The organism is Mannheimia varigena (assembly GCF_013377235.1).
GTDB classification, from domain to species: domain Bacteria; phylum Pseudomonadota; class Gammaproteobacteria; order Enterobacterales; family Pasteurellaceae; genus Mannheimia; species Mannheimia varigena.
The window spans coordinates 1,352,926-1,379,380 of record NZ_CP016226.1 but is presented as its reverse complement, the minus strand read 5'-3'; the positions used below and the strand labels follow the sequence as shown (position 1 = coordinate 1,379,380).

The window sequence follows — 26,455 nt, the reverse complement described above, 5'->3', positions numbered from 1 at the left end:
TTTGTGATCTCTCTCACAGTTCTAAAAATAATCAGTTGCAATCGTTCATTTTTTAGATAAAAATCCAAACAAAAGTTTAAATATATAAACTTATGTTTGTTAGAGGTGATTTTATGACAGATAATGAACGTATTATTTTTGAACTTATTCGTAAAAATCCATTTATTTCTCAACAAGATATTGCTGATCAAGTGGGGCTTTCCCGTTCTGCTGTAGCAAATATTATCTCAAGTCTCGTCAAAAAAGAATATTTACTTGGTAAAGCTTATGTCTTTAATGAGCGAAATTCTGTTGTCTGTATTGGTGCTGCAAATCTTGATAAAAAAATAAAAACAGATCATGAATTACAAGGGTATACCTCAAATCCTATCACTTCACAAGTATCCATCGGTGGTGTTGTTCGTAATATAGCTGAAAATTTAGGGCGGTTAGAGCAAGACGTTGTTTTAATTTCTACAGTAGGCAATGATCCTGAATGGTCTAGAATTAAAACATTATCCTCTCCTTTTATGAATACAGAATCAGTGATTGTTATTGAAGGACAATCAACAGGATGCTACACCGCATTATTAGATATTGATGGTGAAATGTATTTAGGTTTAGCTGATATGTCTATTTATGATTATTTCAAGCCTGAATTATTAATTAAACAACAGAATTATCTACGCAATGCAAAATGTTTGGTTGTAGATTTAAATTGTCCAAAAGAAACAGTTGAATTTTTGCGTGCTTATGCTCAAAAACAGCAAATTAAGTTGGCGATTATTGCTGTGTCTGAACCAAAAATGAAACATTTACCTAAACAACTTAGTGGTGTTGATTGTTTATTTATTAATAAAGGTGAGCTTGGGGCTTTTGTTGGACGAGTATTGGATTCAGAAGAAAAACTAAAAGAAGCCGTAAATGAAGTTTTAGATTATGGTGTAGAACATATCATTCTTACTTCGGGCTCAAAAGGAATTTTATCAGCAAGTAAAAATGCTTACCAGTGGTATCAAGTAAAACAATTAGAACCGTCTAAAATTGTTGATGTAACAGGTGCTGGAGATTCTTTTAGTGCTGCATTTATTGATGCTTGGCTACAAGATAAGAATGAACAGCAATGTATTTTAGCTGGTATGACTAATGCTTATTACACAATTCAGTCGGAATTTACTGTTCGACCAAATTTAAGTAAAACTCAACTACAAACAGAAATGGAGAATTTTTATGAATAAATATTTAGCTTTATCACAAGAAGTTAAGGATGGTATTGCAAAGGGTTTGCCAATTGTTGCATTAGAATCAACAATTATTTCTCACGGTATGCCTTATCCTCAAAATGTAAAAATGGCTCGAGAAGTTGAACAAATTATACGAGAAAATGGTGCTGTACCTGCAACAATTGCAATTGTTGATGGAAAAATCAAAATTGGTTTATCTGATGATGAACTAGAAATGTTTGGTAGCAGCAAGGGTATTGCGAAAGTTTCACGCCGAGATTTAGCTGAAATTGTTGCATCAAAACGTTTAGGAGCAACAACAGTTGCGACAACAATGATTGCAGCAGAACTTGCAGGAATTAAATTCTTCGTTACTGGTGGATTAGGTGGTGTTCATCGAGGTTGGGAACATAATTTAGATATATCAGCAGATTTAGATGAATTTGCTCAAACCAATGTAACGGTAGTTTGTGCAGGGGCTAAGTCAATTTTAGATCTTCCAGCAACATTAGAATACTTAGAAACAAAAGGTGTTCCTGTTATTGGTTATAAAACAAAAAATTTACCTGCTTTCTTCTGCCGTGATAGTGGATTACCTCTACCTATTTCTTCTGATGACTTGCAACATATTGCTAAAACAATTAAAACTAAGTGGGAGTTAGGTTTAAAAGGCGGTGTGGTTGTCGCAAACCCAATTCCTGAGGAGTATGCTTTAGATCCTGAATATATTGATAATATTATTGCAAGTGCTGTTCAGGAAGCGGAAGAAAAAGGAGTAGTAGGAAAAAATATTACCCCATTCTTATTAGGTAAAATTGTAGAAATGACAGGAGGTAAAAGTCTTGAGGCAAATATCCATTTGGTTAAAAATAACGCGAAAGTTGGAGCACAACTTGCGGTCAGTTATTTTAACTCATAACGTTATTATAGCCGTTTAGCCTTTTTCTAACGGCTTTCCTTTATTGGAATTGGAGAATCCTATGGACATTTTAAACAGTTTATTAGGTATCTGTATTTTGTTATTGATAGCCTTTTTATTATCAAATAACAAAAAGGCTATTAATTATCGTACAGTTATAGGTGCTCTTGCTATTCAAATGGGAATAGGAGCATTAATTTTATATGTGCCTATTGGTCGTAATGTGCTTATGGCTATATCTGATGGTGTAGCGAAAATTATTAGTTTTGGTGCTGATGGAATGAATTTTCTGTTTGGAGGTTTAGTCAGCGATAAAATGTTTGAGCTTTTTGATGGTGGCGGTTTTGTTTTTGCATTTCGTGTTCTTCCTCCTATTATCTTCTTTGCAGCATTAATTTCTACTCTTTACTATTTGGGTATTATGCAGTTTATCATTAAAATTATTGGTGGAGGATTACAAAAATTATTAGGCACTTCAAAAGCTGAATCTACATCTGCAGCAGCCAATATCTTTGTTGGACAGACAGAAGCCCCGCTTTTGGTAAAACCATTTGTCCAAAAAATGACACAATCTGAGTTGTTTGCTGTTATGGTTGGGGGATTAGCATCTATTGCAGGAGCTTCATTAGCAGGTTATGCAGGAATGGGGATTCCTCTGCCTTACCTTATTGCAGCATCATTTATGGCTGCTCCGGGAGGTTTACTATTCGCCAAATTGTTATATCCACAAACAGAAAAAACTAATGATGATATTACATTGGTAGATGAAGAGGAAAAACCAGCAAATATTATTGAAGCTGCTGCTTCAGGTGCTGCATCGGGTGTTCAATTAGCTATTAATATTGGTGGTATGTTGATTGCCTTTATAGCTTTAATTTCAATGCTTAACTGGATTATTTCAGCTCTTGCAGGATTAGTGGGACAAGAAGGCGTTACTATGCAATCAATACTTGGTTATCTATTCCAACCATTAGCTTGGGCAATAGGTGTTCCTTGGGAAGAAGCTCAAGTATCCGGTGCATTAATTGGTGAAAAACTCATTCTTAATGAGTTCGTTGCTTATGTTGATTTTCTTAAATATTTAAGTCCTGAATCAGCAGTTCATCTCAGTCCTAAAACAGTGGCTATTATCACTTTTACTCTTTGTGGTTTTGCTAACCTGGGATCTATTGCAATTTTAGTAGGTGGTTTAGGTAGTATGGCTCCAAACCGCCGCAGTGATATTGCTAAATTAGGTATTAGAGCGGTAATTGCAGGATCGCTTTCAAACTTAATGAGTGGAGCTATAGCAGGCTTATTTATTGGAATTGGTGGCTCAGTAATGTAGTTATTTTATGTTTTATAAAGGAAATATAATTATGGTTCAAAAAATTATTTTAGATTGCGACCCGGGGCACGATGATGCAATTGCGATGATGTTAGCTTGGGGAAATCCGAATATTGATTTACTCGCTGTTACTACAGTTGTAGGCAATCAAACATTAGAGAAAGTGTCTCGTAATGCGTTAGCGGTGGCGGAAATTGCCAATATCCGTAATATTCCTTTTGCGAAAGGTTGCCCTCGTCCACTTGTGCGTGAGGTGGAAAATGCCCCTGATATTCACGGTGATTCAGGAATGGATGGTCCTAAACTACCTGAACCTACTCAGCAATTTTCCGAAAAACACGCCGCTCAATTAATTATTGATTTAGTGATGTCGCACCCTGCAAAAACCATCACCTTAGTGCCAACCGGCGGTTTAACCAATATTGCGTTAGCTGCTCGATTAGAGCCTCGCATTATTGAGCGAGTGAAAGAAGTGGTGCTGATGGGCGGTGGTTATCACACAGGTAACTGGAGTGCAGTGGCGGAGTTTAATATCAAGATTGACCCGGAAGCCGCTCACATAGTATTTAATGCGGGCTGGAAAGTAACGATGGTTGGCTTAGATTTAACTCACCAAGCCCTTGCAACCCCTGATGTAGTAGAATGTTTCAAAGCCTTAAATAGCAAACCGGGACAGTTTGTAGTTGAGCTTTTAGCATTCTTCTCCAAAAAGTATAAACAAGTGCAAAACTTTGATGCCCCACCGGTGCACGATGCTTGTGCGGTAGCTTATGTGATTGACCCAACCTTGATTGAAGTGGAACAAGTACCGGTCAATATTGAATTAACCGGCACGCACACACTGGGAATGACGGTCGCAGACTTCCGTTACCCACCGAAACCGTGCGCTACTTGGGTAGCGAAAAAATTAGATAAAGAGCGTTTTTGGAATTTGGTAATCGATTCTATCAAAAATCTCGGCTAATCTAATCATCAACTTGTTAAGCGTTGGTGTACTCCGCTTTATCATCTAACCAACGCTTAATTAATGCCTGTGCAAGCGGTGGATTTTCCACAATAATTTGCTTGGCGTAATGTTGCACAAGCGGAATCATTTTGCGGTCTCGCATTAAATCCGCCACCTTAAATTCAGCCATTCCGGTCTGTTTTGTACCGAGAATTTCCCCTGTGCCTCGAATTTCCAAATCTTTTTCTGCAATGAAAAAACCGTCTTGGCTATCTCGCATTACTTGTAAACGCTTGCTGGAAATTTTGCCGAGTGGCGGTTTATACATTAACACACAATGTGAAGCGGTTGCCCCTCGCCCAACTCGTCCACGTAATTGGTGAAGCTGAGCCAAGCCCAAACGCTCTGAGTTTTCAATAATCATCAGGCTGGCATTTGGCACGTCCACGCCCACTTCAATCACGGTGGTTGCCACGAGTAAATCCAACTCTGCTGCTTTGAATGATGCCATAATCGCTTGTTTTTCCTGCGGTTTCATTCGACCGTGTACCAAACCGATACGCAAATCTGGTAAGGCTCGTTGCAAATCTTCAGCAATCGCAGCAGCAGCTTGAGCCTCTAACACTTCCGATTCATCAATTAAGGTACACACCCAATAGGCTTGGCGGTTTTCGTTTTTACAGGCTTGATAAACCCGTTGCACAATTTCTGCTCGCCTGTCTTCCGAAATGACTACGGTGGTAATGGGAGTTCGCCCCGGTGGGAGTTCGTCAATAATGGAGGTGTCTAAATCGGCATAGACCGTCATTGCCAGCGTTCTTGGAATTGGTGTGGCAGTCATAATCAGTTGGTGCGGATAAATTTCCTGCCCGTTAGCATTTTTAGCCCCTTTCTCACGTAGTGTTAAGCGTTGATGCACGCCGAAACGGTGTTGTTCATCAATAATCACTACGGCTAAATGATGGAATTCTACCGCTTCTTGGAACAGTGCGTGTGTGCCGATGATCATCTGCACCTCGCCGTTTTTAATAGCTTCAAGTTGAGCGATTCTTGCTTTACCTTTAACTTTACCGGCAAGCCAGCCTACTTCTATCCCAAACGGTTTAAGCCAGTTGGCAAAATTATTAGCGTGCTGTTCAGCGAGAATTTCAGTTGGTGCCATCAGAGCAACTTGCTTGCCATTATCAATCGCTAACAAGGCAGCGAGGGCAGCAACAAGGGTTTTGCCCGAGCCCACATCCCCTTGCACCAAACGCATCATCGGCGTTGGGTTCGCCAAATCTCGCTCAATATCTGCCGTCACTCGGCTTTGGGCGTTAGTTGGTTGGAATGGTAGGCTTGCTAAAAAACGATTTTTTAAATCTGTTTTATAGGTTAGTGGCTCGGCGAACTGCTGTTTGACCCCTAAACGAAGTTGCTGCATCGCTAAATTATGGGCAAGCAATTCCTCAAAAATCAATCGTTTTTGGGCGGGGTGTTCGCCTTTTTCTAAAATTTCTGCCGAAATAGTTGGTGGCGGACGGTGCAACAACTGCAACGCCTCTTTTAGGCTATATTTATGCGGATTGTACTCATCAGGCAGCAACTCGGCGACTTTCACTTTCTCCAACAATGCAAGAGCTTGCTCGGTCAGTTTGCGAAGCGAGGCTTGTTTTAGCCCTTCGGTGGTGGAATAAATCGGCGTGAGTGTTTCCGCCAGCTCAAGCGGTTGATTATTGCGGATAATTTGATATTCAGGGTGATGAATTTCCGCCATAAAACGCCCGCGTTTCACCTCGCCAAAGGCTTTTACCCGAACGCCTGTAGCAAGGCTGTTTTTCATTCCTGCATTGAAATTAAAGAACTTGAGCATAATTTTGCTGGTGCTGTCAGACAGTGTCACCGACAAAATCGGACGTTTACCAAACTGCACTTCGGTGAGCTGCACATAGCCCTCAATGGTGCAGTAACTTTCAGGGCGAACATCGACAATCGGCGTAATGCGAGTACGATCTTCGTATCTCATCGGCAGATGAAACAGTAAATCTTGCACGTTATTAATGCCGATACGGCTCAGTTTTTCCGAAATCGCCGCCCCCACGCCCGAAAGAGCGGTTAAAGGCACGCCATCTAGTAGTTGTTCGCTCATAGTGTTATTCAAATCATCATTATTGGAAACAAGTATAAGGGGAAAATAACGTTTTCTCTATTTTTTAATCATTTTTCTTACAGACAAGCGGTATTTTTTCTCTCATTTTTTGCAAAAAATCTTGAAAATTTGACCGCTTGCCCCATCTAGTTTCTGTTTTTAGATGAAAAAGGAATACACAATGGCAAATCAAGAAACTCGTGGCTTCCAGTCGGAAGTAAAACAGCTTTTACAGCTGATGATCCATTCACTTTACTCTAACAAAGAAATTTTCCTGCGTGAGCTGATCTCAAATGCGAGTGATGCGGCGGATAAACTCCGTTTCAAAGCCCTTTCCGAGCCGGCTCTATATGAAGGCGATGGTGAGTTGCGTGTGCGTGTATCGATTGATGAAACGCTCGGCACAATTACCATTGCCGATAACGGTATCGGTATGACTCGTGAGCAAGTGATCGACCATTTAGGCACGATTGCAAAATCAGGCACCAAAGAGTTTTTAGCCTCACTCGGCACAGAACAAGCCAAAGATAGTCAGCTTATCGGTCAATTCGGCGTGGGCTTCTATTCTTCATTTATTGTAGCGGATAAAGTTACCGTTAAAACCCGTGCTGCTGGCGTGCCAGCCGAACAAGGTGTGATTTGGGAATCGGCAGGCGAAGGGGAATATACCATTGCTGATTTTGAGAAAGCTGATCGTGGCACGGAAATCATTCTGCACTTGCGTGAAGAAGAAAAGGCATTTTTAAATGAATGGCGTTTGCGTGAGATTATCGGTAAATACTCCGACCACATCGGCTTAGCGGTGGAAATTCAGACCAACGAATACGATGACGAAGGTAAAATAAGCGGTCAAAAATGGGAAAAAATTAACAAAGCTCAAGCCCTTTGGACGAGATCGAAAAATGAGATTTCAGACGAAGAATATAAAGAGTTCTACAAGCACATCAGCCACGATTTTGCCGATCCGTTGCTCTGGTCGCATAACAAAGTTGAAGGTAAACAAGAGTACACCAGCTTGCTCTATGTGCCGAGCAAAGCCCCGTGGGATCTGTTCCAACGTGAGCAGAAACACGGTTTGAAACTCTACGTTCAGCGTGTATTTATTATGGATGATGCAGAAGTGTTTATGCCGAACTATCTACGTTTTATGCGTGGTTTGTTGGATACCAACGATCTACCGCTCAATGTTAGCCGTGAAATTCTGCAAGAAAACCGAGTAACTCAATCGCTCCGTTCAGCTCTAACTAAGCGTGCATTGCAATTACTGGAAAAACTAGCGAAAGACGATGCGGAAAAATATGCTCAATTCTGGAAAGAGTTTGGCTTAGTGCTGAAAGAAGGCGTGGGCGAAGATTTTGCTAATAAACAACAGGTGGCGGGCTTGCTCCGTTTTGCTTCAACTCATTCAGACAGTAGCGAACAAGCGGTCAGTTTTGCCGATTATATTGCAAGAATGAAAGAGGGGCAGAAAGCGATCTACTTCTTAACTGCTGACAGCTATCAAGCTGCGAAAAATAGCCCTCATTTAGAGCTATTTAACAAAAAAGGCATTGAAGTATTACTGCTTTCCGACCGCATTGATGAATGGTTAATTAGCCATCTTACCGAATTTGACGGTAAACCGTTGCAAAGCATTACCAAGTCGGATTTAGACTTAGGCGACCTTGCCGACAAAGCGGAAGAAGAAACCCAAAAAGCCCAAGAGGCAGAATTTGGTTCATTCTTAGAGCGAGCAAAAAGTTACTTTGGAGAGCGCGTGAAAAATGTGGTGCTCACTCATCGTTTAACCGATACACCGGCAGTAGTTTCCACCGATAGCGATGAAATGACCACCCAAATGGCAAAACTCTTTGCCGCAATGGGACAACAAGCTCCAGAAGTAAAATATACTTTCGAGCTAAACCCGGACCACACTATGGTGAAAAGAGTTGCGGATATTGCCAGTGATGATGAGTTTAATGAATGGATTGAACTACTGTTTGAACAGGCATTACTTGCTGAACGAGGCACGTTGGAAAACCCAACGGCATTTATTAAACGAATGAATAAGTTATTGGGCTAATATATTAAAAATCCACCTTTTAAGGTGGATTTTTTATGGATAATTATATTTAATTTGTTTTCGGTTGCTCAGCAGGCTGCTCTTGATGTCCTTCTAAAGATTGTTCTTCAGGTAAGGCCTGCTGCTGTTCGGGAGTAGGCTCTGGCTGGGAGGTTTTAGGTTGATCTACTGCTTCCTCTTTAGTTGTTGGTGGAAGAGGCGCTGTTGTTGCTTCTACATGACTTGGGGTTGCCGTTTGTGATGTTGATTCAGTTTGGACTGCATTTTCCGTTGCTTTATCACTCTTATTGGTAAGGTAAGAAGCTCCCATGAAAACAGCTAAACCTACCACAATTAATAAAATAATTCTAATCATTGTTTATCTCCTTTTTGAATGACTTGTTCTATCCTAACATTTTTTAAAGTCAAAACACAACAAGAGGTCGGTTTTAGCTAAAAATTTGCAAAATTTCCTGAAAATTTAACCGCTTTTCTAATGTTAAGCATTCACACCGAAGAAACTTCCTACAAATGCACTCACGCCCATTGCAATGGTTCCCCAAAATACTATTCGGATAACAGCTTTCTTAATATTCGCTCCACCGGCTTTAGCGGCTAACCCACCGGATAATCCTAGAAATAGGACGGAGGCAATATATAACGCCACTTCTAAGTGGGAGAACGGAATCAGTAGCACGACCAGTAGCGGTAATACTCCACCCACTAAAAAGGAAATAGCGGATGCCATTGCTGCCTGTAGCGGATTGGCGGCACTGGTTTCGGTAATGCCAAGTTCATCACGAGTATGTGCGGCTAAAGCGTTATGAGCAGTGAGCTCTTCCGCGACTTTTTGGGCGGTTTCTGGCGTTAATCCTCGGTTTTCGTAAATTTTTGCCAGCATTCGCAGTTCGGTTTCGGGATCTTCCTCTAGTTCTTTACGTTCCCTTTCAATATCCGCCTGCTCAATATCTGTTTGTGAGCTAACGGAAACAAATTCGCCTGCCGCCATGGATAATGCTCCCGCTACAATACCAGCAATGGTGGCGACAATCACCGGGCTTACGGTTGAACTGGCAACCGTTACGCCAATCGCCAAGCTGGAGGTTGAAATAATTCCGTCATTAACGCCTAATACGGCGGCTCTTAGCCGGTTGCTGCGGTGAATATAATGTTTGCCGATGTAATCTTCTAATTCACTCATTGGGTTTCCTTTTTTATAAGTGGTTTGGATTATAGCACTTAGACATTAAATTCACGGATCAAGCGGTGGGATTTTCCTCTTTTTTTGCAAATTGCAAAAAATCTCGGAAATTTAACCGCTTTTGTTTTAAAATAGGCGGATTTTTCAGGCTTTAGAATTTAAAAATAGGAATAGCAATGCGTACAAGTCAGTATTTATTTTCAACCCTTAAAGAAACCCCGAATGATGCACAGGTAGTGAGCCATCAATTAATGTTGCGTGCTGGAATGATCCGCCCTATGGCATCAGGTTTATACAACTGGTTGCCAACCGGGATTAAAGTGTTGAAAAAAGTGGAAAATATCATTCGTGAAGAGATGAACAAAGGCGGGGCAATCGAAGTATTAATGCCGGTGGTTCAGCCTGCGGAATTGTGGGTGGAATCTGGTCGTTGGAATGATTATGGCCCTGAACTTTTACGTTTTAAAGATCGTGGCGAGCGTGATTTTGTGCTTGGCCCGACCCACGAAGAAGTGATTACCGATTTAGTTCGCCGTGAGGTTTCTTCATACAAACAACTTCCGCTGAATCTTTACCAAATCCAAACCAAATTCCGTGATGAAGTTCGTCCACGTTTCGGTGTAATGCGTTCTCGTGAGTTTGTGATGAAAGATGCTTACTCTTTCCACACAGACAAAGAGAGCCTGCAAGAAACCTATGATGTGATGTACCAAGTTTACAGCAATATCTTTACTCGTCTTGGTTTAGATTTCCGTGCGGTGCAAGCGGATACCGGCTCTATTGGCGGTTCGGCTTCGCACGAGTTCCAAGTGTTAGCTTCAAGCGGTGAAGATGATGTTGTGTTCTCAACCGAGTCAGATTTTGCGGCAAATATTGAATTGGCGGAAGCGGTTGCGGTGGGTGAACGCCAAGCACCAACGGCGGCAATGGAATTAGTGGATACGCCAAATGCAAAAACAATCAATGAGTTAGTGGAAAATCACGGTTTAGCGATTGAAAAAACGGTGAAAACCTTGATCGTAAAAGGCTCAACCGAAGAACAACCGCTTATCGCATTAGTGATTCGTGGCGATCACGATTTAAATGAAATTAAAGCTCAAAAACATCCTTTAGTGGCAGACCCACTTGAATTTGCGGATGAAGCGGATATTAAAGCCAAAATCGGGGCAAGTGTCGGTTCATTAGGCGTAATTAACTTGCCAATCCCAGCGATTATCGACCGCTCAGTAGCGTTGATGTCAGATTTCGGTTGTGGAGCAAACATTGATGGTAAACATTATTTCAATGTGAACTGGGAACGTGATGTCGCAATGCCGGAAACGTTTGACTTGCGAAATGTAGTGGAAGGCGACCCAAGCCCGGACGGTAAAGGCACACTTCAAATTAAACGTGGTATTGAAGTTGGGCATATATTCCAATTAGGGAAAAAATATTCCGAAGCAATGAAAGCCACCGTGCAAGGCGAAGACGGTAAACCGCTTGTAATGACAATGGGTTGTTACGGTATCGGTGTAACCCGTGTGGTGGCGGCTGCGATTGAACAGCACCACGATGAGCGTGGCATTATCTGGTCAAGTGATGAAATTGCTCCGTTCACGGTAGCAATTGTGCCGATGAATATGCACAAATCGGAAAGCGTTCAAGCCTTTGCGGAAGAGTTATATGCTACCTTAAAAGCTCAGGGCGTGGATGTGATTTTTGATGATCGTAAAGAACGCCCGGGTGTGATGTTTGCCGATATGGAATTAATCGGCGTGCCACATATGGTGGTAATTGGCGAGAAAAACCTAGAAAACGGCGAAATTGAATACAAAAACCGCCGCAACGGTGAGAAACAGATGATTGCAAAAGATGAGCTACTTTCGTTCTTAAAAGCGAATGTGAAGGCGTAATTTGTAATATTTTTCATAAATTTAACCGCTTGTAAATTTAGATTTACAAGCGGTTTTTTCTTGCCTGTAAAAACATTCTCTTTTATAAGGACTTAATTGTCGAATATATGGATTTTTTTGCTATAAATTTATAATGTGAAATAGATCACATATCTTGTAGCAATATATGGGTAATATAAAACTGCTTAAGTTGTAAGCCTCTCATTGTTTGAGTCAATATTAAAGTTTCACTTTAAGGAGTTTCCTATGAAAACGAGCAAAAGACGTTTTTTAAAATCAATTTTAGCTGTCTCTGTTCTTGCTGTAACTGGATTATATTCAAATGTTACTTATGCAAAAGATGCTGACACGATCAAACTAGGCTTCTTAGTTAAACAGCCTGAAGAGCCTTGGTTCCAAACAGAATGGCGTTTTGCGGATAAGGCTGCTCAAGATTTAGGTGGAGTAGAAATTATCAAAATTGCGGTTCCAGATGGTGAAAAAACGTTAAATGCTATAGATAATTTAGCTGCTAATGGATCAAAAGGATTTGTTATTTGTACGCCCGATCCAAAACTTGGTCCTGCGATTATGGCGAAAGCAAGATCTTATGGTTTAAAAGTGGTTACAGTTGATGATCAGTTCTTAAATGCAGCTGGTGAGCCGATGACAAATGTGCCGTTAATTATGATGGCAGCCACCGAAATTGGTGAACGTCAAGGTCAGGAACTTTACAAAGAGATGCAAAAACGTAACTGGGATGTGAAAGATACTGCGGTGCTTGCAATTACTGCGGATGAGTTAGATACCGCTCGCCGTCGTACTGAGGGTTCTATTGATGCGTTAATTAAATCCGGTTTCCCTGTTGAGAAAATCTATAAATCACCAACAAAAAGTAATGATATTCCGGGAGCTTTAGATGCTGCAAACTCAATGCTTGTTCAACATCCTGAAGTGAAAAACTGGTTAATTGTCGGTATGAACGATAACACTGTATTAGGTGGTGTTCGTGCAACCGAAGGTCAAGGTTTTAAAGCTGAAAATGTGATTGGCATTGGTATTAATGGGACTGATGCGGTAAATGAGCTTTCTAAACCAAATCCAACAGGTTTTGTGGGTTCATTATTACCAAGCCCAGATGTTCACGGCTATCGTAGTACAGAGATGCTATATAAATGGGTTAAAGAAGGCATTGAACCACCAAAATTCACACCAGTCGGTGATCCAGTTCTGTTAAACCGTGAAAATTTCAGAGCCGAGCTAGATAAAAAAGGTCTTTAATTTTATCTAAAAGTAGTTTCAGTAAGGAGGATATATGGTCGCATATTTAGAGTTTGACAATATTCATAAAGAATTTCCCGGTGTTAAGGCTTTACAAGGCGTTTCATTTAAATGCTATGAGGGTAAGGTTCACGCATTAATGGGAGAAAATGGAGCAGGTAAATCCACCTTACTGAAAATTTTAAGTGGCAATTATTCTGCAACTCAAGGGAAATTACATATTGGCGGTAGAACGGTTAATTTCCGTAATACGAAAGATGCCTTGCTTGCAGGTGTTGCCATTATTTATCAGGAATTAAATATCGTTCCTGAAATGACGGTGGCTGAAAATTTATGCTTAGGTCAATTTCCACATTCTTTTGGTGTTGTTAATCAAAAGAAATTGGAAGAAACAGCACAATTTTATTTAGATAAATTGGAGTTAAATATTTCACCTTCTACTCAACTTAAAGATTTATCTATCGGGCAATGGCAGATGATTGAAATTGCAAAAGCATTAAGCCGTGGGGCAAAAATCATAGCTTTTGACGAACCGACCAGTAGCTTATCTGCCCCTGAAATCGAAAAGTTATTTTCTGTGATTAATGAGTTAAAAGCGGAAGGGAAAGTAATTTTATATATTTCTCATCGTATGGAAGAAATTTTTAGAATTAGCGATGAAATTACCGTATTAAAAGACGGACAATTTGTACAAACTTTCTCTGATTTATCTCAAATTACCAATGATGACCTTGTGCGTAGTATGGTTGGACGTAATTTAGGCGATATTTATAACTACCGCCCAAGAGAACTTGGTGAAGAACGTTTAAGAATTTCTAATTTATCAGGAACCGCACTTAAAGGTGATTTCAATTTAAGTGTGAAAGCTGGTGAAGTATTAGGTTTGTTCGGTTTGGTGGGGGCTGGGCGTTCTGAATTACTCAAAGTGATTTTCGGAGCAGATAAAATTACGCAAGGCAACATTGAATTAGATGGGGAGAAGCTCTCTATTAACTCACCTAAAGATGCGATTGCGAACGGTATTGTACTTTGCCCTGAAGATCGTAAAAAAGAGGGCATTATTCCAACAGCTACAGTTGGAGAAAATATCAATATTAGTGCCAGACGGTTACATAATTTTATGAGCTTTATCATTAATGATAAATGGGAAAAAGAAAATGCGGAGTTCCAACGCAAGCAAATGAATGTGAAAACACCTTCTATTGAGCAATTAATTGTGAATTTATCAGGTGGTAATCAGCAAAAAGCCATTCTTGGCAGATGGTTATCTGAAAATGTAAAAGTATTACTTTTAGATGAACCAACACGAGGAATTGATGTTGGGGCTAAATCAGAAATTTACGATTTAATTTTTAAACTAGCAGATGAAAAATTAGCCATTATTGTAGTTTCGAGTGATTTACCAGAAGTAATTGGTTTATCAGACAGAATAATAGTAATGAAAGGACAGAAAATTACAGGTGAAGTTAGTCGAGATGACGCAACAGAAGCTGGAATTTTAAAACTTGCTATGGTTAATCACTAGAATTTTTACAGACAGAGGGATTTATTATGTCAGATGTAATCACAAAAAATGTAAAATCAGCTACTCCAATTAACCGAATTTGGGCAGCCTATGGAATGTTACTGATTTTCTTCGCTATTTTTATTGTCGCTTGTATTTTTGTGCCTAATTTTGCTACAGCGATTAATATGAAAGGGCTAGGTTTAGCCATTTCAATGAGCGGAATGGTAGCATGCGGAATGTTATTCTGCTTAGCGGCTGGCGAAATTGATTTATCTGTTGCTTCAGTCATTGCTTGTGCTGGAGTAGTAACTGCAGTCGTAATTAACCTAACCCAAAATGTATGGTTTGGCGTGTTAGCCGGTGTTGGGTTAGGTATTGCAGTTGGTTTATTAAACGGTTTTATTATTGCAAAACTGAAAATTAACTCACTTATCACTACACTTGCCAGTATGCAGATTGCTCGTGGTTTAGGTTACATCATTTCTGATGGTAAAGCGGTAGGTATTACTAAAGAAGAATTTTTTGAAATCGGCTACCAAGATTTCTTAGGTGTACCACTTCCAATTTGGTTTACTGTCGTGTGCTTTATTGTATTTGGCTTCCTATTGAGTAAAACTACTTATGGTCGCAACACGTTAGCCATTGGTGGTAACCAAGAAGCTGCAAGATTAGCCGGGATTAACGTAGATCGCACAAAATTAATGATTTTTGTAGTATCTGGTTTTATTTCTGCAGTTGCTGGTGTAATTTTAGCTGCTCGTATGACAAGTGGTCAGCCAATGACATCGGTCGGTTTTGAATTAACTGCAATTTCTGCTTGTGTATTAGGTGGTGTTTCATTAACCGGTGGTGTGGGGAGAATTTCATTTGTGATTGCCGGTGTGCTTATTTTAGGTACCATCGAAAATGTAATGAACTTACTGAATATCTCACCATTTGCTCAGTATGTTGTTCGTGGTTTAATCTTGATGGCAGCGGTAATTTTTGATAAATATAAACAAAAAATATTTAGATAAAATTATCGAGGGTAAAATGCCTCAACATCAACAAAACTCTCAAAACAATCCTTTACTTCCTGGGTACGACTTTAATGCTTATTTAGTGGCAGGTTGTACCCAAATTGAAAAGTCAAATGAACTTGATTTTCCTATCTATCGTCCAAACGGAATGAATGGTTATATTCTCAATTTAACCATAAAAGGAAAAGGATCTGTTTTTCAAAATGATCGCCAATTTGATTGTAACGTTGGCGATCTTCTTTTATTCCCACCAAATGCCATTCACGATTACCAACGTGCTATAGACTCCGTTTCTTGGCATCATCAATGGATTTATTTTAGAGCCAGAACCTTATGGAAAGATTGGCTAAAATGGAACGATACTATTGAAAATGTAGGCAGATTAACAATTCCAGATCAGGAAACATATCAAAATATTTTGGCTTTATTTCAACAAATTGAAAAAGAGTACAATTCTAACCGCTTGTTTTCTGAAGCAATGTCTATGTGCTTGCTAGAACAATTAATTATTACCTGCATTGAACTAGAACCTTCTAATCAAAAAAGGAAAATAGAACCAAGAATATTAGATGTGTGTAATTTGATTTCACAAGATATTCATATCAATCATAAAATTGAGGAATTAGCTGAATATATCCATATTTCACCATCTCGTTTAACCCATTTATTTGTTGAGCAAGTCGGTACCAGTATTATTAAATGGCGAGAAGAACAACGAATGATAAGAGCAAGACATTTATTACATACTTCCAATGCTCCGATTTATCATATTGCTCGCCAATTAGGCTATGATGATCAGCTTTATTTCACTCGTTTATTCAAACGTTATACAGGATTAAGTCCGTCAGTGTTTAGGGATTCGAGATAAAATTTCGATTTTACATATCTCTTACATGTCTAGGACAACATTTAAATTCATTTTTAAAACAGGTAGAAAAATAGCAACTATCGTTAAAACCGCTTTCGTACGCAATATTTATAATAGATTTATCAGTGTAACGTAATTGATAATAAGCGTGAGCTAGCCTCAATTTGGTCAAAAATACTTGGGGAGTACAACCGGTTTGTAATTTGAAATAACGGTGTAATGTTCTTAATGATAAATCAAATCGTTCAGCAAGCAATTCCCAATCAATTTCTTCCGCAAAATGATGTTTTAGCCAAATTAATAATTGGTTAATTTGGCTATCTATGCCCCCACTTCCTATTTCATCAAAAGCATTTAATTGTAATAATCGAAGCAGTTGGAGGAAATCAGCCTCTAATGGCATACCATCTGAAGATAGTGAGCAATTCTCGATGAGTTTTATTGATGCCGATAAGGTTTTATTATCCACTAATTTACAATGCCCTTGGGCTGGTTTGAAGGCTTTTAGCATTGATTCAATATTGTGAATAAATTTGAAGTTATTATAGGATTGCACCAAAATATTGGTTAAATGCAGTCCTTCTACATTTTCATATAAATGCCGATCTTTAGATTCAATATATAGCACCATTCCTTGATGCAGTTCGCAAGGATAGTCATTTAAAATATGTCGCCCGTGCCCCTTATTAATAATGATTAATTCATTAAAATTATGCGTATGCTCAGGGAAGCTATCTTGTGGAGCTCTTGGTTCAATAGCTAAGGGCTGAGTGCTTGAATGAAAAAACTCACTTGCAGATAATTTTAATACCATATCTATTTCCTCGCTCCAAAATAAGTGAGCAAAATATAGCCCATTCAGATCAATCAAAACAAGATACCCGATTGATAAAATCCGCAGTAAAACAGACTTTTTTCTCGATTTGTGAGTCAGATCACTTTAACTTTTAAAATTTTGCCAAGTTAGTTTAAATATTGGCATTTATTTAAAAGATAAATTTCCTTTTCGTTCTTACACTGCCTTCATCTTAATAAGAGGAACAGTGTATGACTATTCTAAATATTGCAGCGGTGGATTTAGGGGCTTCCAGCGGACGTGTAATGCTGGCTTCTTTTGATACGCAATCACATCACCTTTCATTGAGCGAAGCTCATCGTTTCAAAAATCAGTTCATTGAGCAAAACGGTCATTTTTGCTGGGATTTAACCTACCTAGAACAAGAAATTATTGCTGGGTTAAGAAAAATTCTTGCTGATGGTAATTCACTTCATAGTATCGGAATTGATACTTGGGGCGTGGATTATGTTTTATTGGATAAACAAGGTGAAATCGTTGGGCAAACGTATTCATATCGTGATCATCGTACCAATGGTGTGATGCAAGCGGTTCAAGATGAACTTACCAAAGCACAAATTTACCGTAAAACAGGGATTCAATTTCTGCCATTCAATACGCTTTATCAGTTAAAAGCGATGATGAATGAAAATCCGGAATGGTTATCACAAGTCTCTGATTTTATTATGATTCCTGACTATTTAAACTTCCGTTTAACCGGTGTTATCAATCGTGAATACACCAATGCAACCACCACTCAATTAGTCAATGTAAATACTGATAGCTGGGATACGGCATTGTTGGATTATTTAGGGTTGCCGGCAAGTTGGTTTGGACGAATCCGCCACCCTGGTCATCAAATTGGATTATGGGAAAACAATGTGCCTGTAATGTCAGTTGCCAGTCACGATACCGCCAGTGCGGTTATTGCCTCCCCTCTTTCTGATGAACATTCTGCTTATCTGTGCTCCGGTACTTGGTCATTAATGGGGCTAGATAAAACCTCACCTTGCACTTCCGAAAAAGCAATGAATAGCAATATTACCAATGAGGGTGGCATTGATGGGCATTATCGAATCTTAAAAAACATTATGGGACTTTGGCTGTTCAATCGCCTTTGTGCTGAACGAGATGTGACGGATATCGCCGATTTGGTAAAAAAAGCGGAAAAAGAGACCGCTTGTAGAAGTCTGATCAACCCAAATGCAGAGTGTTTTCTTAATCCACCATCAATGGTTGAAGCTATTCAACAATATTGCCGAGAAAACAATCAACCTATTCCTGAAACAACACCCGAGTTGGCTCGCTGCATTTTTGACAGCCTTGCAATGCTATATCGCCAAGTTGCGGAACAATTGGCTGAATTACAAGAGCACTCCATTTCCGTTTTGCATGTTGTGGGTGGTGGTAGCCAAAACGAATTTTTAAATCAAATTTGTGCAGATATGTGCGGCATTGAAGTGGTTGCCGGCCCTATTGAGGCTTCGGTGCTTGGCAACGTGGGATGTCAATTAATGGCATTAGATCAAATTCAAAATGCCCAACAATTCCGTGAATTAGTTTGTAAAAACTTCCCTTTAAAACATTTCAAACCAAATTCAGAGTTCATTCACTCTTCAGTTTTTCAAGAGAAATGGCGTGAATTTAATCAATTATCTTAACAGAAGGAACTTAATGATGAGTACAGTAAATCAAGCATACGAACTCGCCAAACAGCAATTTGCGGATCTTGGCGTAGATACTGAAAAAGCAATGTCATTATTATCCACATTACCTATCTCAATGCATTGTTGGCAAGGTGATGATGTGTCAGGGTTTGAGCATCAAGAGGGCGGATTAACAGGCGGTATTCAAGCAACCGGCAACTACCCGGGTAAGGCTCGTTCACCGCAAGAATTACGTTCCGATCTTGAAGTTGCTTTCTCACTCATTCCCGGAGCGAAACGTTTGAATCTTCACGCTTCTTATTTAGAAGCAGACGGAAAGGTCGAGCGTAATGAAATCAAACCACAACATTTTTCACATTGGGTGGAGTGGGCGAAAACCAATAAATTGGGGTTAGATTTTAATCCGACCTACTTTTCTCATCCATTAAGTGCCGAAGCGACTTTAACGCACCAAAATAAAGAGATTCGTGATTTTTGGATTGAGCACGGTAAAGCGTGCCGCAAAATTTCAGAATATTTTGGTAAAGAACTCGGCACGGCTTCAGTAATGAATATTTGGTTGCCTGATGGAAGCAAAGATTTAGTTGTCGATAAATTTGCCCCTCGCCAACGTTTGGTTGAGTCGCTAGATGAGATTATTAGCGAAAAAATTGAGCCGAAATATCATTTAGATGCGGTTGAAAGCAAATTATTTGGTATCGGCGTGGAGTCTTACACCGCCGGTTCAAATGAATTTTATGTTGCCTATGCTGCTACCAGAAAAACTGCTTTGTGCTTTGATGCAGGGCATTTCCACCCGACAGAATCTATTGCCGATAAAATTTCTGCCGTAATGCCGTTTATCCAGCATTTATTACTACACGTTAGCCGCCCTGTACGTTGGGATAGCGACCACGTTGTTTTACTTGATGATGAAACACAAGCCATCGCCAATGAAATCGTTCGCCAAAAACTCTTTGAGCGTGTGCATATCGGCTTAGACTTCTTTGATGCTTCCATTAATCGTATTGCAGCTTGGGTGATCGGTACCCGTAATATGCAAAAAGCCTTGCTTAAAGCCTTACTCGAGCCAACAGCACAACTTAAAGAGCTTGAAAATCGCCGTGATTTTACCGCTCGTTTAGCCTTGCTCGAAGAACAAAAATCCCTGCCTTGGCAAGCGGTCTGGGCAATGTATTGTGAGCGTAATGGCGTACCGGCAGGAAGCCAGTGGCTAGAAGATGTGCGTGATTATGAACGTAAAGTGTTAAATCTGCGTGGGTAAGGGGGAAATTATGCAACAAATTATGAATTCTTGGTTCGTGCAAGGGATGGTAAAAGCAACCTATGATATGTGGCTTAAAGGTTGGGATGAACGCAACGGTGGAAATGTCAGCCTACGTTTACTTGATGATGATATTGCCTCTTACAAAAGTGATTTTTACCAAAATCCACAACACATTACGCTAACGCAAGATGTTACGGCTCTTGCTAAACAATATTTTATTGTGACCGGCTCGGGCAAATTTTTCCGTAATGTCATTTTAGACCCTGCTGACACACTAGCTGTGATTCGTATTGACGAAGAGGGGAAAGGTTACTATTTGATGTGGGGGTTGGTAAATGGTGGTGTTCCAACTTCCGAACTGGCTTCACATCTGCAATCCCATATTGTTCGGATGAAGGTAACGGGTAGTAAAGACAGAGTCATAATGCATTGCCACGCAACCAATTTACTCGCTTTAACCTATGTAATGGATCTCGATTATAAAACCATTACCAAAGAGCTTTGGGAAATGAGTACCGAATGCTTGGTGGTATTCCCTGACGGTGTTGGGGTGCTGCCTTGGATGGTGCCAGGCAAAGATGAAATTGGCTATGCAACATCAAAAGAGATGCAAAAGCATTCATTAGTATTGTGGGCTTTCCACGGCGTGTTTGGATCAGGCCCATCACTTGATGAAACCTTTGGGTTGATCGATGTTGCGGAAAAATCAGCAGAAGTCGCAGTAAAAGTACGTTCAATGGGAGGTAAAAAACAGACGATTACTACCGAAAACTTTAAATTACTTGCAGAACGCTTTGGTGTAACACCTATTGCAGGCATTTTGGAATAATCAATATCAAGTTTGGTCAGCTTGATATTGATGAGCTGACCAATTACTTAACAGAAGGAACATTCTTATGGGTAGCTCAATTTTATTAGGTATTTTCTGGCACTTTGTCGGTGCTGCATCTGCCGCCTGCTTCTATGCACCAATGAAAAAAGTCACCAACTGGTCTTGGGAAACAATGTGGGCGGTTGCAGGTTTATTCTCTTGGATTTTACTGCCTTGGTCGATAAGTTATTGGTTATTGCCTGATTTCGGGGCGTACTATTCCTCTTTCAGTAGTAGTGTTTTACTTCCTGTATTTCTCTTCGGTGCAATGTGGGGAATTGGGAATATCGGTTATGGTTTAACAATGCGTTATCTTGGTATGTCTATGGGTATCGGGATTGCTATTGGGATTACCTTAATCGTAGGTACATTAATGACTCCGATTTTGCAAGGTCGATTTGGTGAGTTACTGTCAAGCTCAGGCGGACAAATGACCCTGCTTGGCGTAGCCGTTGCGGTGGTAGGGGTAGCAATTGTCTCCTACGCAGGATTATTGAAAGAAAAAGCCATCGGTATTACTGCTGAAGAATTTAACCTCAAAAAAGGGTTAGCCCTTGCGGTAATGTGCGGTATTTTCTCAGCAGGTATGTCTTTTGCAATGAGTGCGGCAACACCGATGCACGAAGCTGCAAGCAATTTAGGCGTTGATCCACTTTATGTAGCCCTACCAAGTTATGTTGTGATTATGGGCGGTGGTGCAATTATTAACTTAGGTTACTGCATTATTCGCTTAATGATTCGCCCGGAACTTTCGTTCAAATCAGATATGGGCGTAGTAAAAGGCTTACTCATCAGTAATATTTTCTTTGCTGCCCTTGGTGGAATTATGTGGTATCTCCAATTCTTCTTCTACGCTTGGGGGCACGCTAATATTCCTAATGAATATGGATTTATCAGTTGGATGTTACATATGAGCTTCTATGTTTTATGTGGTGGAATTGTCGGCTTAGTGTTAAAAGAGTGGAAAGGAACTGGGGTAAAACCAACCCGAGTATTATGTATCGGTTGTTTAGTTATCGTACTTGCCGCCAATATTGTTGGCTTAGGTATGGCAAATTAATAAGAGGATTACATTATGATTAGAAAAGCTTTTGTTATGCAGGTTAATCCCGATGCACACGCTGAATATAAAAAACGCCACGATGAAATTTTCCCTGAATTAGTTACGGAACTCAAAAATCACGGAAGTCATCACTACTCCATTTTTCTTGATAAAGAACGTAATCTGCTTTTCGGCTATGTTGAAATTGAAGATGAAGCTCGCTGGAATGCGATTGCCAAAACGGAGGCTTGTCAAAAATGGTGGGCGTTTATGAAAGATATTATGCCGTCTAACCCAGATAACAGCCCGATTTCACAAGAATTGGAACAGGTGTTTTATTTAGACTAGCTAAGATCCCTTTATTACAAGCGGTTATTTTCCCTGAAAAATTTGCAAATTTTTTTAGGAAAATGACCGCTTGTTATTTATAAATTGTGATCTCAATCTCATTTAAAATAATGTAGCTGTTTTATCCATATAAATAGCTATTTATCCCCTAACTTTATTTATTTTTGAGTGCTAGTCTAACACTCACTTAAATATGGTTTAGGGGATTTTTTTATGTCAGAAGCACAACAAGCCATTATTGACGGCAATATTTCACTTGGGATTGAATTTGGTTCAACCCGTATCAAAGCCGTGTTAATTGATACTAAAGGAAATATTCTTTCTGTTGGTGGATTTAACTGGGAAAATCATTTTGTCGATGGTGTTTGGACTTATCCTTTAGAGGATGTTTGGACAGGTGTTCAAGCCGCATTTAAGGAATTAGCAGATGATGTATATAAACAATATGGACAACCATTACAAAAAATAGCCAATATTGGTATTAGTGCAATGATGCACGGTTATTTAGCCTTTAATCAACAAAATGAATTGCTTGTGCCATTCCGTACTTGGCGAAATAACTTTACCGGTGAAGCCTCACATCAATTAACTCAACTCTTTAACTATAACATTCCACAACGTTGGAGTATCGCTCATCTCTATCAAGCCATTCTGAACAATGAATCTCATTTGCCCGAAGTTGATTTCATCACTACTTTAGCAGGTTATGTGCATTGGCAATTAACAGGCGAAAAAGTATTAGGTATTGGTGATGCTTCAGGTATGTTCCCGATAGATTTAGCTACGCAAAACTACAATACTCAAATGCTTTCTCAATTTGATGATCTGGTCAAAGATAAACAATTTGGTTGGTCTTTATTAGATATCTTGCCGAAAGTTTTAGTAGCAGGAGAAAAAGCAGGTGTTTTAACTGAGCAAGGAGCTTTATTACTTGATCCAACAGGTTCATTAAAAGCGGGTTCTATACTTTGTCCACCAGAAGGCGATGCTGGTACAGGAATGGTGGCAACGAATAGTATTTCAGAGAAAACAGGGAATATTTCCGCTGGAACTTCTGCTTTTGCGATGATCGTACTACAAAAAGAACTCTCAAAAGTGTATGAAGAGTTGGATATGGTAACAACACCAACAGGTAAGTTGGTTGCAATGGCACATTCCAATAATTGTTCTTCAGATATTAATGCGTGGGTTGGATTATTTAAAGAAACCTTGTCTGCTCTCAATTTATCTTGTGATACCGATACCTTATATCAAACGCTCTTTTCAAAAGCCTTAGAGGGCGATGCCGATTGCGGTAATTTGCTCTCTTATGGTTTTTATTCGGGCGAACATATTGTGGGATTATCAGAAGGTTGTCCTACCTTTATGCACCCAGCCAATGCAAATTTCAATTTAGCGAATTTTATGCGAGTTCATCTCTATACCGCTTTTGCAGCAATGAAAATCGGAATGGATATTTTAATGCAGCAAGAAAAAGTAGAAATTAGCCAAATTCTAGGGCACGGCGGTATTTTTAAAACTCAAAATGTCGCTCAAAAATTCTTAGCTTCTGCCCTAAATGTACCTATTGCCACAATGCAAACTGCAAGCGAAGGCGGTGCTTGGGGAATTGCGTTATTAGCTAATTATCTCAATGAACATCAAAAAGGGATTTCGTTAGACGATTATCTCAATCATCAAATTTTTAATACTACGTCTGTTTCTGTTGCAGAGCCTGATGCTGAAATATCAGCAGGTTTTGATACTTTTATGCAACGTTATAAAAAAGGACTAGGAGTAGTGAAAGAAGCCGTTTTAGCATTTAAAGAATAGGAGTTTTCTGATGGAATTTATTAAATCACTAGAGGCTTGGTTTATTGTTGGTAGCCAACATTTATATGGGGCTGAAGCGTTAAAACAGGTGGAAAAAGATGCAAAGGAAATTGTAGATTATCTTAATCAACAAAATCCGTTTGTTAAGATCAAACTAAAACCTGTTGCAACAACACCTGAAGAAGTATTCGCTGTATGTAAGGAAGCAAACAACCAAGAAAATTGTATCGGTGCAATTGCGTGGATGCATACTTTTTCTCCTGCAAAAATGTGGATTGCAGGACTACAAACATTCTCTAAACCGTTAGTTCAATTCCATACTCAATTTAATCGCCATATTCCGTGGGATAAAATTGATATGGATTATATGAATTTGCATCAAACTGCTCACGGCGACCGTGAATTTGGTTTCCTTGTCTCTCGCCTGCGTTTACCAAGAACGATTGTAGTAGGGCATTGGCAAGATGAAAGCGTATTAGATAAATTTAATCGCTGGATGCGTGTAGCCGTTGCAATTTACGATCATAAACAACTTAAAATTGCTCGCTTTGGCGATAATATGCGAGAAGTGGCAGTAACAGAAGGCGATAAAGTAGAAGCTCAAAAAGTCTTTGGTTATAGCGTGAACGGATACGGTGTTTATGAGCTAGCAGACGCGATTGATACTGTCTCTGATGAAGATGTTCGCAAATTATTAGCAGAATATGACCGCTTGTATAATGTTGAAGAGAGCTTGAAAGAAAAGGGTTCAGCAAGAGAATCCTTAGAATATTCAGCTCGTATTGAAATTGGTTTAAAAACATTCTTAGATAACGGAGGTTTTCAAGCCTTTACCGATAATTTCCAAAACTTAAACGGCATAAAACAATTACCCGGCTTAGCTGTACAACGCTTAATGGAGCAAGGCTATGGTTTTGGTGGCGAGGGTGACTGGAAAACCGCAGCCCTTGTGCGAGCCGTTAAAGTAATGGGATATGGCTTACCAAATGGTTCTTCTTTTATGGAAGATTACACCTACGATTTAGATGAGAAAAATCAAGTCGTGCTAGGGGCTCATATGCTTGAAGTTTGCCCATCAATTGCAAAAGAAAAATCGAAGTTAGCGATTAGACCACTCGGCATTGGCGGTAAAGCAGATCCTGTGCGTTTAATTTTCAGTGGAAAAGCAGGTAAAGCTGTTAATGCAACAGTGGTTGATATGGGAGAGCGTTTTAGAATGGTTGTAGCGGATTTAGATGCTATCGACCCACCAAATCAAATGCCAAATTTACCTGTTGGACACGCATTCTGGAAACTTCAACCAAACTTTGATGTTGGCACGCAAGCATGGATTTTAGCAGGCGGGGCACATCACAGTGCTTATAGTTTAGATATTGATGCTGAAATGCTCCGAACCTTCGCAGAATATTTCGGTATTGAATTTATTCACATTAATGAAAAAACAGAACTACCACAACTTAAAAATGAATTACGTTGGAATGATTTAGCGTATAAATTTGCTAAGTAAGTTGTGAACATTTAAAACGACCGCTTGTAAAATCAAATTACAAGCGGTCATTTTCTTTTAAAATTTTACTACTTTGCCAAAATCGTCTTAATCAACAGCATTAATGCCGCGGCATCATCAACCAATCCAAGAGGGCCTAAAATGGCTTCAGGCAGAATATCGACAGGGCTGAGTAGATAGATCAAGATAACCGCAATTTTAATCCATTTGGCTTTGTTTTTCGGCAAATTCATTGCATTTCCCTACAAGTTTTCAACAAAAGCCGGCAGCCATTCTTCGGCACTGCTGTCGTGGTCAAAATTGTTCACCACATCAATGCGTAGCGATTCACACACTTGAGTTGCCCCTTTGGCTTTTAAGGCATCTTCCACCAAATTAACGGCATTGCAGAAGGTGTCGTAATCAGAGCTGCCTAAACCGATGACCCCAAATTTCATTGAGCTAAAATCAGCTGAGCTTTCCGCTAGATCGGCAAACAGTGGCTGAATATTTTCCGGTAGCTCGCCTGCTCCGTGGGTGGAGGTTACTACAATTAAGTGCGATTTCCCTTCAATATCCGAAAGTTGAGCTTGATTGAACAGTTCCACCTCAAAACCTTGATCGGTTAATACTTCATTAATATGATCGGCGACATATTCTGCACCGCCTAAGGTGCTGCCGGTGATAATGCAAATAGACGTCATCATTGATTTCCTCTTAAAAAGTTTGGCTATTCTAACTAAGATGACTTTGTTTGCAAATTATTCTTTATTTATTGAAAAAAACACCCCAAACAGTTAGTGTGCTTGAGGTGTAA

At 39.6% G+C, this 26,455-nt stretch carries 23 protein-coding genes; 17 read left to right on the top strand and 6 right to left on the bottom strand.

The features are described 5' to 3' along the window. Positions 1–113: 113 nt before the first annotated feature. The 4 genes from A6B40_RS06410 to uriH all read left to right on the top strand — a co-directional run bounded on the left by A6B40_RS06410 (position 114) and on the right by uriH (position 4,412). On the top strand, positions 114–1,217 hold the full coding sequence (locus A6B40_RS06410) for a carbohydrate kinase (RefSeq protein ID WP_176671889.1): 1,104 nt from the start codon (positions 114–116) through the stop codon (positions 1,215–1,217). Beyond that, positions 1,210–2,121: a pseudouridine-5'-phosphate glycosidase gene (locus A6B40_RS06405; protein ID WP_176671888.1), complete on the top strand. Its 912-nt coding sequence runs from the start codon at positions 1,210–1,212 to the stop codon at positions 2,119–2,121. Before A6B40_RS06410 ends, A6B40_RS06405 begins: the two co-directional genes overlap by 8 nt. Before the next feature lie 61 nt (positions 2,122–2,182). Next, positions 2,183–3,448: a NupC/NupG family nucleoside CNT transporter gene (locus tag A6B40_RS06400; RefSeq protein WP_176671887.1), complete on the top strand. Its 1,266-nt coding sequence runs from the start codon at positions 2,183–2,185 to the stop codon at positions 3,446–3,448. Positions 3,449–3,479: 31 nt separating this feature from the next. Further along, a complete protein-coding gene (uriH, locus tag A6B40_RS06395) occupies positions 3,480–4,412 on the top strand; it encodes a uridine-preferring nucleoside hydrolase UriH (RefSeq protein WP_176671886.1) in 933 nt (310 codons plus the stop codon). 16 nt (positions 4,413–4,428) lie between these two features. On the opposite strand, the gene recG is transcribed toward uriH, so the two are convergent. After that, on the bottom strand, positions 4,429–6,522 hold the full coding sequence (recG, locus tag A6B40_RS06390; protein WP_176671885.1) for an ATP-dependent DNA helicase RecG: 2,094 nt from the start codon (positions 6,520–6,522) through the stop codon (positions 4,429–4,431). Positions 6,523–6,703: 181 nt separating this feature from the next. Between recG and htpG the strand changes: the two genes are divergently transcribed. Next, positions 6,704–8,584 (top strand): molecular chaperone HtpG, encoded by a 1,881-nt coding sequence (htpG, locus tag A6B40_RS06385; RefSeq protein WP_176671884.1) that lies wholly within the window; start codon positions 6,704–6,706, stop codon positions 8,582–8,584. Between the two features lie 49 nt (positions 8,585–8,633). Here htpG and A6B40_RS06380 read toward each other — a convergent pair whose 3' ends face one another. Together A6B40_RS06380 and A6B40_RS06375 are read right to left on the bottom strand one after the other, a co-directional pair. Continuing rightward, positions 8,634–8,939, bottom strand: coding sequence for a hypothetical protein (locus A6B40_RS06380; RefSeq protein ID WP_176671883.1), 306 nt, complete (start codon positions 8,937–8,939; stop codon positions 8,634–8,636). Between the two features lie 123 nt (positions 8,940–9,062). Then, positions 9,063–9,764 (bottom strand): VIT1/CCC1 transporter family protein, encoded by a 702-nt coding sequence (locus tag A6B40_RS06375; RefSeq protein WP_176671882.1) that lies wholly within the window; start codon positions 9,762–9,764, stop codon positions 9,063–9,065. A gap of 176 nt (positions 9,765–9,940) precedes the next feature. Between A6B40_RS06375 and proS the strand changes: the two genes are divergently transcribed. The 5 genes from proS to araC all read left to right on the top strand — a co-directional run bounded on the left by proS (position 9,941) and on the right by araC (position 16,310). Beyond that, the gene (gene proS, locus A6B40_RS06370) at positions 9,941–11,656 is read left to right on the top strand and encodes a proline--tRNA ligase (protein ID WP_176671881.1); all 1,716 of its coding nucleotides are present in this window, start codon (positions 9,941–9,943) and stop codon (positions 11,654–11,656) included. Positions 11,657–11,902: 246 nt separating this feature from the next. Continuing rightward, a complete protein-coding gene (locus tag A6B40_RS06365) occupies positions 11,903–12,916 on the top strand; it encodes an arabinose ABC transporter substrate-binding protein (protein ID WP_176671880.1) in 1,014 nt (337 codons plus the stop codon). Positions 12,917–12,950: 34 nt separating this feature from the next. Then, positions 12,951–14,441, top strand: a complete 1,491-nt coding sequence (araG, locus tag A6B40_RS06360) for an L-arabinose ABC transporter ATP-binding protein AraG (RefSeq protein ID WP_025342016.1) — start codon at positions 12,951–12,953, stop codon at positions 14,439–14,441. Positions 14,442–14,467: 26 nt separating this feature from the next. Beyond that, positions 14,468–15,439: an L-arabinose ABC transporter permease AraH gene (gene araH / locus A6B40_RS06355; RefSeq protein WP_025342017.1), complete on the top strand. Its 972-nt coding sequence runs from the start codon at positions 14,468–14,470 to the stop codon at positions 15,437–15,439. Positions 15,440–15,455: 16 nt separating this feature from the next. Continuing rightward, positions 15,456–16,310 carry an arabinose operon transcriptional regulator AraC gene (gene araC, locus A6B40_RS06350; RefSeq protein WP_176671879.1) on the top strand — a complete coding sequence of 285 codons (855 nt, stop codon included), beginning with the start codon at positions 15,456–15,458 and terminating at the stop codon, positions 16,308–16,310. Between the two features lie 10 nt (positions 16,311–16,320). Here araC and rhaS read toward each other — a convergent pair whose 3' ends face one another. After that, positions 16,321–17,124 carry an HTH-type transcriptional activator RhaS gene (gene rhaS / locus A6B40_RS06345; RefSeq protein WP_176671878.1) on the bottom strand — a complete coding sequence of 268 codons (804 nt, stop codon included), beginning with the start codon at positions 17,122–17,124 and terminating at the stop codon, positions 16,321–16,323. Positions 17,125–17,357: 233 nt separating this feature from the next. On the opposite strand from rhaS, the gene rhaB reads away from it, so the two are divergent. The 7 genes from rhaB to araA all read left to right on the top strand — a co-directional run bounded on the left by rhaB (position 17,358) and on the right by araA (position 25,659). Beyond that, entirely contained in the window at positions 17,358–18,806 is a 1,449-nt protein-coding gene (gene rhaB / locus A6B40_RS06340; RefSeq protein ID WP_176671877.1) for a rhamnulokinase, read from the top strand. 13 nt (positions 18,807–18,819) lie between these two features. Beyond that, positions 18,820–20,076: an L-rhamnose isomerase gene (locus A6B40_RS06335; protein WP_176671876.1), complete on the top strand. Its 1,257-nt coding sequence runs from the start codon at positions 18,820–18,822 to the stop codon at positions 20,074–20,076. 10 nt (positions 20,077–20,086) lie between these two features. Next, the gene (gene rhaD / locus A6B40_RS06330) at positions 20,087–20,908 is read left to right on the top strand and encodes a rhamnulose-1-phosphate aldolase (protein ID WP_025342020.1); all 822 of its coding nucleotides are present in this window, start codon (positions 20,087–20,089) and stop codon (positions 20,906–20,908) included. 67 nt (positions 20,909–20,975) lie between these two features. After that, complete coding sequence (gene rhaT / locus A6B40_RS06325; protein WP_176671875.1) at positions 20,976–22,010, top strand: L-rhamnose/proton symporter RhaT; 1,035 nt, start codon at positions 20,976–20,978, stop codon at positions 22,008–22,010. Positions 22,011–22,025: 15 nt separating this feature from the next. Further along, positions 22,026–22,340, top strand: a complete 315-nt coding sequence (rhaM, locus tag A6B40_RS06320; protein ID WP_025218286.1) for an L-rhamnose mutarotase — start codon at positions 22,026–22,028, stop codon at positions 22,338–22,340. 213 nt (positions 22,341–22,553) lie between these two features. Beyond that, positions 22,554–24,152: a xylulokinase gene (locus A6B40_RS06315; RefSeq protein ID WP_176671874.1), complete on the top strand. Its 1,599-nt coding sequence runs from the start codon at positions 22,554–22,556 to the stop codon at positions 24,150–24,152. A gap of 10 nt (positions 24,153–24,162) precedes the next feature. Beyond that, positions 24,163–25,659, top strand: a complete 1,497-nt coding sequence (gene araA, locus A6B40_RS06310) for an L-arabinose isomerase (RefSeq protein ID WP_176671873.1) — start codon at positions 24,163–24,165, stop codon at positions 25,657–25,659. 68 nt (positions 25,660–25,727) lie between these two features. Here araA and A6B40_RS06305 read toward each other — a convergent pair whose 3' ends face one another. Beyond that, positions 25,728–25,892 carry a DUF1232 domain-containing protein gene (locus A6B40_RS06305; RefSeq protein WP_081732168.1) on the bottom strand — a complete coding sequence of 55 codons (165 nt, stop codon included), beginning with the start codon at positions 25,890–25,892 and terminating at the stop codon, positions 25,728–25,730. A gap of 9 nt (positions 25,893–25,901) precedes the next feature. After that, positions 25,902–26,345, bottom strand: a complete 444-nt coding sequence (gene mioC, locus A6B40_RS06300; RefSeq protein ID WP_176671872.1) for an FMN-binding protein MioC — start codon at positions 26,343–26,345, stop codon at positions 25,902–25,904. Positions 26,346–26,455 lie beyond the last annotated feature (110 nt).